12 protein-coding genes are annotated in these 11,763 nt (G+C 62.8%); 9 read left to right on the top strand and 3 right to left on the bottom strand.

From position 1 onward, the window contains the following. The 4 genes from AB5Z09_RS12520 to AB5Z09_RS12505 all read left to right on the top strand — a co-directional run. The coding region (locus AB5Z09_RS12520) for a PfkB family carbohydrate kinase (RefSeq protein ID WP_368195413.1) at window positions 1-255 on the top strand (255 nt) is incomplete at its 5' end. Window positions 256-338: 83 nt separating this feature from the next. Then, entirely contained in the window at window positions 339-1,703 is a 1,365-nt protein-coding gene (locus AB5Z09_RS12515) for a sucrose-specific PTS transporter subunit IIBC (RefSeq protein ID WP_320657086.1), read from the top strand. Beyond that, window positions 1,703-3,118, top strand: a complete 1,416-nt coding sequence (locus tag AB5Z09_RS12510) for a sucrose-6-phosphate hydrolase (RefSeq protein ID WP_201936890.1) — start codon at window positions 1,703-1,705, stop codon at window positions 3,116-3,118. The genes AB5Z09_RS12515 and AB5Z09_RS12510 overlap by 1 nt, the downstream gene beginning before the upstream one ends. 27 nt (window positions 3,119-3,145) lie before the next feature. Further along, on the top strand, window positions 3,146-4,156 hold the full coding sequence (locus tag AB5Z09_RS12505; RefSeq protein ID WP_064336901.1) for a LacI family DNA-binding transcriptional regulator: 1,011 nt from the start codon (window positions 3,146-3,148) through the stop codon (window positions 4,154-4,156). A gap of 91 nt (window positions 4,157-4,247) precedes the next feature. Here the strand turns inward: AB5Z09_RS12505 and AB5Z09_RS12500 are convergent, their stop codons facing one another. The 3 genes from AB5Z09_RS12500 to AB5Z09_RS12490 all read right to left on the bottom strand — a co-directional run bounded on the left by AB5Z09_RS12500 (window position 4,248) and on the right by AB5Z09_RS12490 (window position 6,211). Continuing rightward, window positions 4,248-4,976 (bottom strand): MgtC/SapB family protein, encoded by a 729-nt coding sequence (locus AB5Z09_RS12500; RefSeq protein ID WP_201936888.1) that lies wholly within the window; start codon window positions 4,974-4,976, stop codon window positions 4,248-4,250. A 218-nt stretch (window positions 4,977-5,194) separates the two neighbouring features. Beyond that, on the bottom strand, window positions 5,195-5,599 hold the full coding sequence (locus tag AB5Z09_RS12495) for a hypothetical protein (RefSeq protein ID WP_201936887.1): 405 nt from the start codon (window positions 5,597-5,599) through the stop codon (window positions 5,195-5,197). 426 nt (window positions 5,600-6,025) lie between these two features. Continuing rightward, window positions 6,026-6,211 (bottom strand): DUF2892 domain-containing protein, encoded by a 186-nt coding sequence (locus tag AB5Z09_RS12490; RefSeq protein WP_201936886.1) that lies wholly within the window; start codon window positions 6,209-6,211, stop codon window positions 6,026-6,028. Between the two features lie 88 nt (window positions 6,212-6,299). Here AB5Z09_RS12490 and AB5Z09_RS12485 point away from each other — a divergent pair, with 88 nt between their 5' ends. Genes AB5Z09_RS12485 through AB5Z09_RS12465 form a run of 5 tightly spaced genes read left to right on the top strand, consistent with a single transcriptional unit; the run spans window position 6,300 to window position 11,750 of the window. Beyond that, window positions 6,300-6,614, top strand: a complete 315-nt coding sequence (locus tag AB5Z09_RS12485) for a helix-turn-helix transcriptional regulator (protein ID WP_005338008.1) — start codon at window positions 6,300-6,302, stop codon at window positions 6,612-6,614. Continuing rightward, the gene (locus tag AB5Z09_RS12480; RefSeq protein WP_064336897.1) at window positions 6,614-7,027 is read left to right on the top strand and encodes a YeeE/YedE family protein; all 414 of its coding nucleotides are present in this window, start codon (window positions 6,614-6,616) and stop codon (window positions 7,025-7,027) included. Before AB5Z09_RS12485 ends, AB5Z09_RS12480 begins: the two co-directional genes overlap by 1 nt. Window positions 7,028-7,040: 13 nt before the next feature. Then, window positions 7,041-7,511 (top strand): YeeE/YedE family protein, encoded by a 471-nt coding sequence (locus AB5Z09_RS12475; protein WP_270657314.1) that lies wholly within the window; start codon window positions 7,041-7,043, stop codon window positions 7,509-7,511. Between the two features lie 41 nt (window positions 7,512-7,552). Next, complete coding sequence (locus AB5Z09_RS12470) at window positions 7,553-8,593, top strand: efflux RND transporter periplasmic adaptor subunit (RefSeq protein WP_270657344.1); 1,041 nt, start codon at window positions 7,553-7,555, stop codon at window positions 8,591-8,593. Next, window positions 8,586-11,750 (top strand): efflux RND transporter permease subunit, encoded by a 3,165-nt coding sequence (locus AB5Z09_RS12465; protein WP_270657315.1) that lies wholly within the window; start codon window positions 8,586-8,588, stop codon window positions 11,748-11,750. The genes AB5Z09_RS12470 and AB5Z09_RS12465 overlap by 8 nt, the downstream gene beginning before the upstream one ends. Window positions 11,751-11,763: the final 13 nt, after the last annotated feature.

Raw genomic sequence — 11,763 nt, 5'->3', positions numbered from 1 at the left:
GGCGAGTTGCTGGAGTGGGTGGGGCAGAAAGTAACGCCCATCGACACCACGGGGGCGGGGGATGCCTTCGTCGCCGGTCTGCTGGCGGCGCTGGCCGGGCGCTCGTCGCTGCCGACTCTGGCCGAGCTACCCGCCATCCTGGCTCAGGCCCACGGTTGCGGGGCGCTCGCCACCACCGCCAAGGGGGCGATGACGGCGCTGCCGACCCGCTCCGAACTGGATGCCTTTTTGCGATCAAGCGCAAGCGGCTGTTGAGCTGAGGCTAGAAGCTCGGCTCGACAGCCCCTACTCTCATGTGACAAGGGCCCGCCAGCGTGGCGGGTCATAAGAGGAAGAATATGAATATCAGTGCGATAGCCAAGGATCTGGTGCCCCTGCTCGGGGGCAAGGAGAATATCGTCAGCGCAGCCCACTGCGCCACCCGGCTGCGGTTGGTGCTGGCCGATGACAGCAAGGTAAACAAGGCCGCCATCGACAAGCTGGAGGGGGTCAAGGGGTGCTTTAGCAACGCGGGCCAAATTCAGGTGATCTTCGGCACCGGTCTGGTCAACAAGGTCTATGCGGAGTTCGTGGCGCTGACCGGTACCGGCACCGCCAGCAAGGCGGAGCTGACCGACATGGCGGTGGCCAAGCTCAACGTGGCCCAGCGGTTGGCGCGAACTCTCTCCAACATCTTCGTGCCGATCATTCCGGCCATCGTCGCCTCAGGTCTGCTGATGGGGCTGCTCGGCATGGTGCGCACCTACGGTTGGGTCAATGCCGACAGTGCCCTGTTTGTGATGCTCGACATGTTCAGCTCGGCGGCCTTTATCATACTGCCGATCCTCATCGGCTTTACGGCAGCACGTGAGTTTGGCGGCAATCCGTACCTCGGGGCGACCCTTGGCGGCATCCTCACCCACCCGGCGCTGACCAACGCCTGGGGCGTGGCCGGTGGCTTCAAGACCATGGATTTCTTCGGGCTCGATGTCGCCATGATCGGCTATCAGGGCACCGTCTTCCCGGTGCTCTTGGCGGTCTGGTTTATGTCCCATCTGGAGAAACAGCTGCGCAAGCGCATTCCGGATGCGCTGGATCTGATCCTCACCCCGTTTTTGACCGTCATCATCACCGGTTTCGTGGCACTGCTCTTTATCGGCCCGGCGGGGCGGGTGCTGGGGGATGGCATCTCGTTCGGTCTGAGTGCCCTCTATGAGCAGGCAGGCTGGTTGGCGGGGCTGGTGTTTGGCGGCACTTACTCGCTTATCGTCATCACTGGCATCCATCACAGCTTCCACGCCATCGAGGCGGGATTGCTGGCCAATCCGCAAATTGGCGTCAACTTCCTGCTGCCCATCTGGGCCATGGCCAACGTGGCACAGGGTGGGGCTTGCCTCGCGGTCTACTTCAAGACCCGCGACGTGAAGATCAAGGCGATTACCGTGCCGGCTGCCATGTCCTGCCTGCTGGGTATCACGGAAGCGGCGATCTTCGGGGTGAACCTGCGTTACATCAAACCCTTCCTCGCCGGTCTGTTTGGCGGGGCCTGCGGCGGTGCCTACGTGGTGGCGGCCAAGGTGGGGATGACGGCGGTGGGGCTGACCGGTATTCCCGGCATGGCCATCGTCCAGCCCATGAGCCTTATTCATTACATCATCGGGCTGGTGATCGCCTTTGGCGCCGCTTTCGCCGCTTCCTACCTGCTCAAGTACAAGGTGGAGTGATGAAGGAAAGCGATCTTCTCAACCAGATTGTCCGGTCGCTGCTGGCCGGACAGCTCAAGGCGGCGGCCGATCCCCATCGGCCCCGCTGGCATCTGGCAGCCCCGGTGGGGCTGCTTAACGATCCCAACGGTTTTATCGAGCACGACGGGCGCTACCACCTCTTCTACCAGTGGAATCCGCTCGGCTGCGAGCACCGCAACAAGGGCTGGGGCCATGTCACCTCCACCGATCTGCTGCATTGGCAGCACGAGCCGGTGGCGCTGTTGCCCACCGAAGCCTATGAGAGCCACGGCTGCTATTCGGGCTCGGCGGTGAGCGACGAGCAGGGGCGCCTGACTCTTATCTACACCGGCAATGTCAAATACCCGGATGGCAGTCGTACCGCTTATCAGTGTCTGGCCCGCGCCGACGGTGAGGCCGGTTTTGCCAAGCTGGGGCCTGTGCTGGATCTGCCCGCAGGCTACAGCGGCCATGTGCGCGATCCCAAGGTGTGGCACGACGGCCAGCAGTGGCTGATGGTGCTGGGGGCTCGCACTCTGGGCGACAAGGGGGAAGTGCTGCTCTATCGCGGCGAAACCCTGCAAAGCTGGCAGTGGGTGGGTCCCATCGCCGGTAGCGGGCGAGGGGGGCTGGGTGAGTTTGGCTATATGTGGGAGTGCCCGGATCTCTTCCCGCTGGTCGATCGCCATGTGCTGATCAGCTGCCCGCAGGGGATTGCCCCGGTGGGCGAGGATTATCGCAACCTCTACCAGTGCGGCTGGCTGGCGGGAGATTTCGACGGCGAGCGCTTCGAGCACGGGGCTTTCCACGAGCTGGACCGGGGCTTTGAGTTCTATGCCCCCCAGACCACTCTGGATAGCCAGGGTCGGCGCTTGCTGTTTGGCTGGCTGGGTCTGCCGGAGGCGAACGAGATGAGCCAGCCCACCATCCCCTATGGCTGGATCCACCAGATGAGCTGCCCGCGGGAGCTGTTCTGGCAGGATGAGTGGCTCTGCCAGCGGCCGGTGGCGGAGCTGGCGGCATTGAAGGGAGAGCAGACCCGCTTCGAGGGGACGCTTGGCGAGTTTCCGGGGCTGGCCATCGACTCGGCCTGGCTCGATATGGGGCTCTGCGGTGAGGGGAGTCTCTGGTTCGGCGCCGTGGCCGAGCTGGTGTGGCAGCCGGGGCGCATCACCTTGCGGCGCCAGAACTGGCAGAGCGGGGCGTGGGAGACTCGCAGCAGCCCATGGGCTGGCGGGCGGATCACCGTGCTGTGCGATCGCTCCAGTCTGGAGTGTTTCATCGATGAGGGTCGCCACACCCTGTCGGCGCGCTACTTCCCCGGGGAGAAGCCGCAACTTTCATCAGGTAACGGCGATGATGGCTGCAAAATTTGCCTCAATCACTGGCCGCTGTCGGCGTGCTTAGTACAATAGCCCGGTTCTAGTCAGCCGGGAGGCCAGGTGGAGAAGAAGAAACGGATCACGATTGCCCAGATCGCCGAACTGGCGGGGGTGTCCAAGGCGACCGCCAGTCTGGTGCTCAACGGGAAGAGTGCGGAGTACCGGATTGCCGACGATACCCGCAAGCGCATTCAGGCGGTGGCGGAGGAGTGTCACTACCTGCCGAGCTTTCATGCCCGCTCCCTGCGAGAGACCCGCAGCTACACCTGGGGGCTGGTGATCCCCGATCTCACCAACTTCGGTTTTGCCCGCATTGCCCGTGCCCTCGAGGCGCACTGCCGGGAGGCGGGCATCCAGCTGCTGATCGCCTGCTCCGAGGATGATCCCGCCCTCGAGCAGCGGGTGGTGGATAACCTCATCAGCCGCCAGGTGGATGGGCTGATTGTCGCCTCCAGCGGCCACAGCGATGACATCTATGCCCGCATTCACGACCGCCTGCCGGTGGTGCAGCTCGACCGCCATATTGGCGAGTCGCGCCTGCCCATGGTGATCTCCGATGCCTGCAAGGCCACCGCCGAGCTGGTGCGGGACATGGCCAGCGAGTGCGGCGAGGAGATCTACTACTTCGGCGGCCTGCTGGATCTCTCCCCCAGTCGTCACCGGCTGGCGGGCTATGAGCTGGGGCTCCATCGCGCCGGTTTTGAAGCCGATGTAGCCCGGGTGCGTCATCGCGACTATCAGCCGAGCTCCGGTTATCAGCTGATGGCCGAGCTGGTGGCCGAGCTGGGAGCGCCTCCCAGGGGGCTCTTTACCGCCTCTTTTACACTGCTGGAAGGGGTACTGCGCTACCTCAATGAGGCGGGGCTGATGGAGACAGGGATGCGCCTGTGTACCTTCGATGATCATGACCTGCTCGACTGCATTCCCATGCGCATCGACTCGGTGGCGCAGGATTGTCCGGCGCTGGCTCTCGCCGCTTTCGAGCTGATGCAGCAACTGATTGCGGGCAATCCCCCGGCGCAGACTGCCCAGGTGATCACCCCCAGGGTGCGCTGGCGCAGCCGCCGCTAGCCACTCTTCGCCCATCCCATATGAGAAAGCCCCGCCATTGCTGGCGGGGCTTTTTGCTGCGGGCGGATGGTTCGTTCCTCTGACCAACGGCTCAATCGGTGGTACTGGTGCGCCAGAACACCTGCTTGATATGAGGGTGGATGGCCAGCTTTTGCATCAGGGCATCCAGCTCGTCGCCATCGATGGAGGTAGCCAGCAGCACCGCCGAGATCTCCAGATCCCCCGCGCCAAACGGCTCGATATCGAGTTCGCTCAAGGGGTAGTTGGCCTGCTCCAGCATCTCTTCCAGCCAGTGCAGCACCTCTTTTTGATGCTCGCGCGGGGTCAGGGCCGTCACCTTGTAGGTCACTTCGGTATCCAGATTGTCCACCGGGCGACGGTTGATCTGATTGACCAGCGGTCGCAGCAGAGTGTTGGCGGCCAGCACGAACAGGGCGCCCAGAATTGCCTCCATGGCCAGTCCTGCACCACAGGCGGCGCCGACGGCGGCCACTCCCCAGAGAGTGGCGGCGGTGTTGATGCCGCGGATATTGCCCGATTCGCGCATGATGACGCCAGCGCCGAGAAAGCCGATGCCGGAGACGATATAGGCCACCACATGGACCACGTTGTAGTTGCCGCCGTGCAGGTCATAGATGCGCTGGGCCAGACTGACGAACAGGGCGGCCCCCACGGCGACCAGCACGTTGGTGCGCAGGCCCGCGGTACGTTGGCGGTATTGGCGCTCCAGCCCGACCAGACTGCCAAGCACAAAGGCGAGCAACAGGCTGGCCAGGGTGTCGAGCAGGGAGATCATGTCAATTTGTTGCCACATCTTCATGGCGTACTCCTTCTGATAAGCGCTGGCTTGGCGCAATCCATGATGAAACGCCGGGAGGCGGATGGATCAGGAGATGATTGCGCGGATGGCCAGCAGAAAAACAAAAACGCGGCGTCCCGGGGCGCGAGCATCATCAGATGCCCTGACGCTCGGAGAGGACGCAACAAGCGGGGCCAGCGTGGCTGGCCCCTTTCACAGTGGTTAACGCAGGTGTGCGGTCAGTTGAGTTCGGGAGCGCAGTCGATGCGCGGGCGCAGTTGCCAGCGTACCGGATGTGCTAATCCGACCTGATGAACGAACTGCACCAGATAGCGTCGCTGGGGCGGGGTGCACTGCAGGTTGAGCACCAGCTCACGCCCGCCGCCGCGACCCGGCTTCATTGATTGCATCGGTTGCAGCCCGGCCGGTTGCAACGTGTGGTTCACCATATCCAGCACCTGCTCCATATCGGCGCGATCCTCACAGCGGATCTGCAGCCGGTAGTGGTGCTGACGCTGTTTGCCGCCCAGCCAGCGTGGCAGCATGCCACGGCCGAGCCGGCTCAACAGGGGGTGAGCCTGGGTAGCAACAGAACCTGTTGCGACCGCGCGATCCGCAGCCGGTTTGATTGAGATAAAACGCATAGCAGCCTCCTTGTGGGAAGCAGAAACTATGCAGGCATGGCGACCGTGGCGATTGGCCTCTGGTTGCCAGACGTCAAGTGTAAAAAGGGAGAAGAGGGGAGTGGATTTCCGCTTCTCGCAGGGTTGCGAGTTGCGGCAGAGAAAGACCTGCGGCTAGCTCGCGACCTTGGTACCGACGATGAGGGTCGGTCTACAACTGTCACTTGATGAGTTGCCCACTGATGGTCTCCGCTGTGTTAAGAACGGCAAAATGGTACTCATCCAGAGCGGTGAGGTAAAGCCTTATCGACCTTCCAGCAACATTTAGATACAAGTTTGTCAATAACGGGGCCGACTGGCTACCTCCATAAGCATCAGGGAGCGACGATAGCCATCGCCGCGCGATGACGCCCCGCTAGCAGGACCGCCCCTGTCTTGCGCGACCTGTTACTTCAGCCCCAGGCGCTTGAGGAGCATGGCGGCCGGACAGAAACCGGTGAATGCGCTCTGGATCAGGTTGACCCCGACAAAGGCACTCAACCAGACAAAGCCCGGATGAACCCAGCTGGTAAGGATCAGCGAGAGCAGCAACATGCAACCCGCGACGATTCTGACTCCGTTATCTACAGTCATGGTCTTTCTCCTCATCTACTTTAGATGTTGCTAATTTAGTGTTGTTTTATACAATAGAACAAATATCAGCAATTGCTAATTTACTCTTATGAGCCAATTCGACGAGATGAACAGACATGCGACAGCCGCCGCCTCCCTGCTCAAGGCGTTGGCTCATCCCGAACGCCTGATGGTGCTCTGCCAGCTGGTGGAGGGGGAGAAGGGGGTCGGGGAGCTGCTGGCCCATAGCCAACTTGGGCAGTCGGCCTTCTCCCAGCAACTTTCGGTATTGAAGCGCTACGGCCTTATCCGTTCGCGCAAGGTCTCCCAGCAGATCTACTACTCGCTGGTGAGCGAGGCGGCCGCCGATGTGTTGGGGGCGCTGCAAACCCATTTTTGTCACTCGGAAAATAAGGAATCTTGATGATGGAAAGCCAATGGCTGCTCTCTTTGGGCGGCGGCATGCTGGCGGGGCTGTCGGCCCTGATCCTGATGTTGTTCAACGGCCGGGTGGCCGGGATCAGCGGCATTCTGGCCGGTGCGCTGCAACACCGTGCGCCGTGGCGGGTGCTATTTCTGCTGGGGCTCGGGGCGGGCGCCTGGTTGGCGCTGACTCTGGGTTGGGCCCGCATGCCCGCATTCACCACGCTGCCCGGCTGGCCCGTTGTGCTACTGGCCGGTCTGCTGGTCGGGGTCGGTACCCGTCTTGGCAATGGCTGCACCAGCGGCCACGGCATCTGTGGCATGGGGCGGCTCTCCCTGCGCTCCATCGTCGCCACCCTCACCTTTATGGCGGCAGGCTTTATCACCGTCTTCGTCACTCATCATCTGCTGTAAGGGGCTGATCGCCATGAAGTTGCTGACAAGTTTGTTTGCGGGTGTGTTGTTCGGACTGGGGATGGCCATCTCCGGCATGATGGATCCCGCCCGGGTCACCGGTTTTCTCGATCTAGCCGGGGCCTGGGATCCCAGCCTTGCCTTCGTGATGGGGGGCGCCCTGCTGGTCTTTATGCCGGGTTATTTTCTGCTGGTGAAACCCCGTCGCCAGAGTGTGCTGGGGGAGCCCATCGCCGCCGTACCAGCCCCTCAGCTGGAGCGCAGGCTGATCGGCGGGGCCGCGCTGTTTGGTATCGGCTGGGGATTGGTCGGTATCTGCCCAGGGCCTGCTCTGAGTCTCATTTCCAGCGGGCAGCCCATGATAATGTTGTTTATAGCGGCCATGGTGGCCGGGATCTTGCTGTTTGACAGAGGGCTGGCCAGGGTGCTGACCAAGGCGCCAGCTCGGGGAGTGGATAAGGTGCGCCAGTCCCATACCGCCTGATCCCGTGAAGTGACAGATTACGCCAGGGAAGGAGAGTAATGATGGAAAAGATCCGGTTGCTGGGGATCACCTTGTTGGTGATGACATCGCAGGCCATGACATCCCCCCGGGCCTTTGCCGCGGACGGAGAGCCAGAGCCCTTGTTGACAGTGGTGCCACAGCCGGTGACCGACTGGCTGACGCTGGATGGCACCGTCAGTGCCATCAATCAGGGGACGGTGGCGGCCCAGACCAGCGGCCGGGTCTCCCGCATGCTGGTGGATGTGAACGATCAGGTGCAGGCGGGGCAACCGCTGCTGGAGATCAGCGGCAAAGAGCAGTTTGCCGCCGTCACGGGGGCCGAGGCGCGGCTGGCGCGGGCGCAGGCCCAGCAAGTGGAAGCCGAGCGCCAGCTCGCCCGCTTTCAGGCGCTGATTGCCAAGGGGGTGATCACCCGCGCCCAGCTCGATAATGCCCAGGCGACGGATCGCGCCGCCCGCGCCGAGGTGAACGCTGCCGATGCGGCTCTCACTCAAGCCCGCGAGGCCTACGGTTATACCCGCATTCTGGCTCCCTATGCAGGGGTAGTGACCAAACGGCTGGTGGAGTTGGGGGAGACTGTCGCCCCCGGTACCCCGCTGCTCTCCGGCTTCTCTCTCGACACCTTGCGGGTGGAGGTGGAGTTGCCCCAATCCGCCCTGACGCTGGCTCGTGAGCCTGCGGATGTGCAGGTGCTGCTGCCGGATGGCAAGCTTGTTACCCCGGTCAAACTGACCCGCTTCAATTATGCCGACAGCCAGAGCCACGCCTTCAGGTTGCGCCTCGACTTGCCGCCGCAAACCGCCGGGGTATTGCCCGGCATGTGGCTCAAGGTGCAGCTCAAGCAGGGTGAACGTCAGGTGTTGCAGGTGCCGGATCGCGCCCTGCTGCGGCAAGGGGAATTCAATGGCGTCTATCTGCAGCAGCCCGCTGGCTGGGCCCTGACGCCGGTGCGGGTCGGCCATTGCGTCGAGGGACAGTGCGAGATCCTGGCCGGCCTGCAAGCCGGTGACAAGTTGGCCCCCGATGCCTGGGCGCAGCAGCAGGAGGTGGCCCATGAGTAGCGAGCTGAACGGCAACAAGGAGAGGCTGGGGCCTGCCGGTCGGCTGGCTGCGCTGTTTCAGGGCTCGGCCATCACGCCGCTGCTGGCGCTGGTGGGGCTGTTGCTCGGTCTGTTTGCAGTGCTGGTGACCCCCAAGGAGGAGGAGCCGCAGATCGATGTCACCTTCGCCGATGTCTATATTCCCTTCCCGGGAGCCAGCCCGGCTGAAGTGGCCTCTCTCGTTACCACCCCTGCCGAGCAGGTGGTCTCCCAGATAAAGGGCATTGATACCCTCTACTCTTTTTCCCAACCCGATGGCGCCCTGCTGGTGGTGGTGTTCAAGGTAGGGGTGAGCCGCGAGCAGGCCATCGTCGATCTCAACAACCAGCTCGAGTCCAACCGCGATTGGCTGCCACAGGGGATCGGGGTCGGTCAGCCACTGGTAAAACCCCGGGGGATCGATGATGTCCCTATCGTCAGTTTGACCTTATGGAGCAAAGAGGGGAGCAAGCAACTGGGGGCTCCCGAGCTGACCCGGGTCGCCCATGAGCTGGAGACCGAACTCAAGCGCATTCCCGGTACCCGCGATATTTACACGCTGGGCAGCCAGAGTGCCGTGTTGCGGGTGATGCCGGATCCGGCGGCCCTCAGCGCCCACGGCATCAGCTGGGGCGAACTGAGCCAGCGACTGGCGGCCGCCAATCAGGTAGGCACGACACAGGCTATCGAGCAGAACAACAGTGAGATTAAAGTGCAGGTGGGGCAGTTCCTGCAAAGTGAGCAGGAGGCTAGAGAACTGGTAGTGGGGCTGCACGACGGCAAGCCGGTCTATCTGGGGGATGTGGCCAGGGTCTCTCTGGGTCAGGATACCCCGACCAAGCGCAGCTGGATGGGGCTGGGACAGGCCAGTTATCCGGCGGTGACCCTGGCCATCGGCAAGCAGCCGGGCCAGAATGCGGTCGATGTGGCCAAGCGGGTGGAGGTGCGGGTCGAAAGTTTGCAGAACCGACTGATCCCTGCCGGGGTCGAGGTGACGGTGACCCGGGACTACGGCGTTACCGCCGAGACCAAATCCAACACCCTGCTCGGCAAGCTGATTTTTGCCACCACGGCGGTGGTGCTGCTGGTACTGGTGAGCATGGGTTGGCGCGAGGCGTTGGTAGTTGGCGTTGCCATCGTCATCACCCTGGCGCTGACTCTCTTCGCCAGCTGGGCCTGGGGCTTTACCCTCAACCGGGTGTCGCTGTTTGCGCTGATCTTCTCCATCGGCATTCTGGTGGATGACGCCATCGTGGTGGTGGAGAACATCCACCGCCATCGCGGTTTGGGCAAGGGGTCGCTCAAGGAGCTTATTCCGGGGGCGGTAGACGAGGTGGGGGGGCCGACCATACTGGCGACCCTGACCGTCATCGCGGCCCTGCTGCCGATGGCCTTTGTCAGCGGGCTGATGGGCCCTTACATGAGCCCCATTCCCATCAATGCCAGCATGGGGATGCTCATCTCCCTGCTGGTGGCCTTTATCTTCTCCCCCTGGCTGGCGAGCCATTTGCTCAAGGGCGAGGTGCACGGTGCCCACGGCGAGGCCAAGGCTGGTCTCTTTCACCGGCTGATGACCCCTTTCCTGATTGGTGATGGCGCCAAGCGTGCCAGACGCAAGCTCTGGCTGGTGGTGTTGCTGCTGGTCGGGGCCGCCACCGCCATGCCGGTGGTGCAGTGGGTGGTGCTCAAGATGCTCCCCTTTGACAACAAGTCGGAATTTCAGCTGGTGCTCGATATGCCGGAGGGGGCGACCCTGGAGCAGACCGAGCGCACCCTGCTGGCGGTCGGGCGGGAGCTTGCCAAGGTGGAGGAGGTGAAGGATTACCAGATCTACGCCGGCACCGCCGCCCCCATCAATTTCAACGGGCTGGTGCGCCACTACTTTATCCGCAGCGGCGCCAACGTGGGGGATATTCAGGTCAATCTGGTGGACAAGCATGAGCGGGATCGCAGCAGTCATCAGATTGCCCAGTCGGTTCGGGCACAGCTGCAGGCCATCGCCAGTGCGGCAGGGGGCAACCTGAAAGTCGTTGAGGTGCCGCCCGGCCCGCCGGTCTGGTCTCCCATCGTTGCCGAGATCTATGGCCCGACTCAGGCCGCCCGCGAAGCGGCCGCTCGCGCCGTACAGGCCCGTTTTGTGGCCACGGCGGATCTGGTGGATGTGGATATCTATCTGACCGACCCGCAGCCCAAGTGGCGGCTGGTGGTGGATCGCAGCAAGGCGGCCCTGCTCGGGGTCGATCTCGGGGATCTGGTGAACACCCTCAATGGCGGGGTGGGTTATCAGGATGCCAGCTGGCTGCAGGGTCACGGCGCCAAGTATCCGGTGCCGATCCGCATCGAACTGGCTCCCGGTGACAAACGGGATCTGGCGGGCGTACTGGCCCTCAAGGTGCGCAGCCAGAGCGGCCAGTTGGTGCGGGTCTCCGAGCTGGTGAGTCGCCGTGATGAGGTGGCCCCCAGCTATATCATGCACAAGAACATGCAGCCCATGGTGATGGTGGTGGCCGACATGGGTGGCCATACCGACAGCCCGCTCTACGGCATGTTTGCCGCCGGTGCCGACATCGATCTGCCCCAGTATTACGTGCAGCAGCCCGACAAGCTGGGGGAGGTGGCGCTGTTGTGGGACGGGGAGTGGAAGATCACCTACGAGACCTTCCGCGACATGGGGATTGCCTACGGAGTGGGAATGATCCTCATCTACCTGCTGGTGGTGGCCCAGTTCCGCTCCTATCTGGTGCCACTCATCATCATGGCTCCCATTCCGCTCACCATCATAGGGGTGATGCCGGGCCACGCCCTGCTGGGAGCCCAGTTTACCGCTACCTCGATGATCGGGATGATCGCCCTGGCCGGGATCATCGTACGCAACAGCATCCTGCTGGTGGACTTTATCGAGCAGCAGCGCAGCGCCGGAGTGGCGTTCGAGCAGGCGGTGATCGAAGCGGCGCAGGTGCGGGCCAAACCCATCATGCTGACGGCGTTGGCGGCGATGATCGGAGCCCTGTTTATCCTCGATGATCCCATCTTCAACGGACTGGCCATCAGCCTGATTTTCGGGATCCTGGTCTCCACTTTGCTCACCCTGGTGGTGATACCCTTGCTCTATTATGCCCTGCTCTCCCGACGCTCATGACGGGAGTCACTAG

The organism is Aeromonas sp. R2-2, from assembly GCF_040908355.1.
GTDB lineage: Bacteria > Pseudomonadota > Gammaproteobacteria > Enterobacterales > Aeromonadaceae > Aeromonas > Aeromonas veronii.
The sequence above is the reverse complement of the archived record's forward strand: the minus strand, read 5'-3'. Positions and strand labels throughout refer to the sequence as shown.

Excerpts from the sequence above, each read along its gene's own strand:
- AB5Z09_RS12515 (WP_320657086.1), top strand. The coding sequence starts at position 339 with ATGAATATCAGTGCGATAGCCAAGGATCTGGTGCCCCTGCTCGGGGGC.
- AB5Z09_RS12510 (WP_201936890.1), top strand. The coding sequence starts at position 1,703 with ATGAAGGAAAGCGATCTTCTCAACCAGATTGTCCGGTCGCTGCTGGCC.
- AB5Z09_RS12500 (WP_201936888.1), bottom strand. The coding sequence starts at position 4,976 with ATGAAGATGTGGCAACAAATTGACATGATCTCCCTGCTCGACACCCTG.
- AB5Z09_RS12495 (WP_201936887.1), bottom strand. The coding sequence starts at position 5,599 with ATGCGTTTTATCTCAATCAAACCGGCTGCGGATCGCGCGGTCGCAACA.
- AB5Z09_RS12490 (WP_201936886.1), bottom strand. The coding sequence starts at position 6,211 with ATGACTGTAGATAACGGAGTCAGAATCGTCGCGGGTTGCATGTTGCTG.
- AB5Z09_RS12485 (WP_005338008.1), top strand. The coding sequence starts at position 6,300 with ATGAGCCAATTCGACGAGATGAACAGACATGCGACAGCCGCCGCCTCC.
- AB5Z09_RS12480 (WP_064336897.1), top strand. The coding sequence starts at position 6,614 with ATGATGGAAAGCCAATGGCTGCTCTCTTTGGGCGGCGGCATGCTGGCG.
- AB5Z09_RS12475 (WP_270657314.1), top strand. The coding sequence starts at position 7,041 with ATGAAGTTGCTGACAAGTTTGTTTGCGGGTGTGTTGTTCGGACTGGGG.
- AB5Z09_RS12470 (WP_270657344.1), top strand. The coding sequence starts at position 7,553 with ATGGAAAAGATCCGGTTGCTGGGGATCACCTTGTTGGTGATGACATCG.
- AB5Z09_RS12465 (WP_270657315.1), top strand. The coding sequence starts at position 8,586 with ATGAGTAGCGAGCTGAACGGCAACAAGGAGAGGCTGGGGCCTGCCGGT.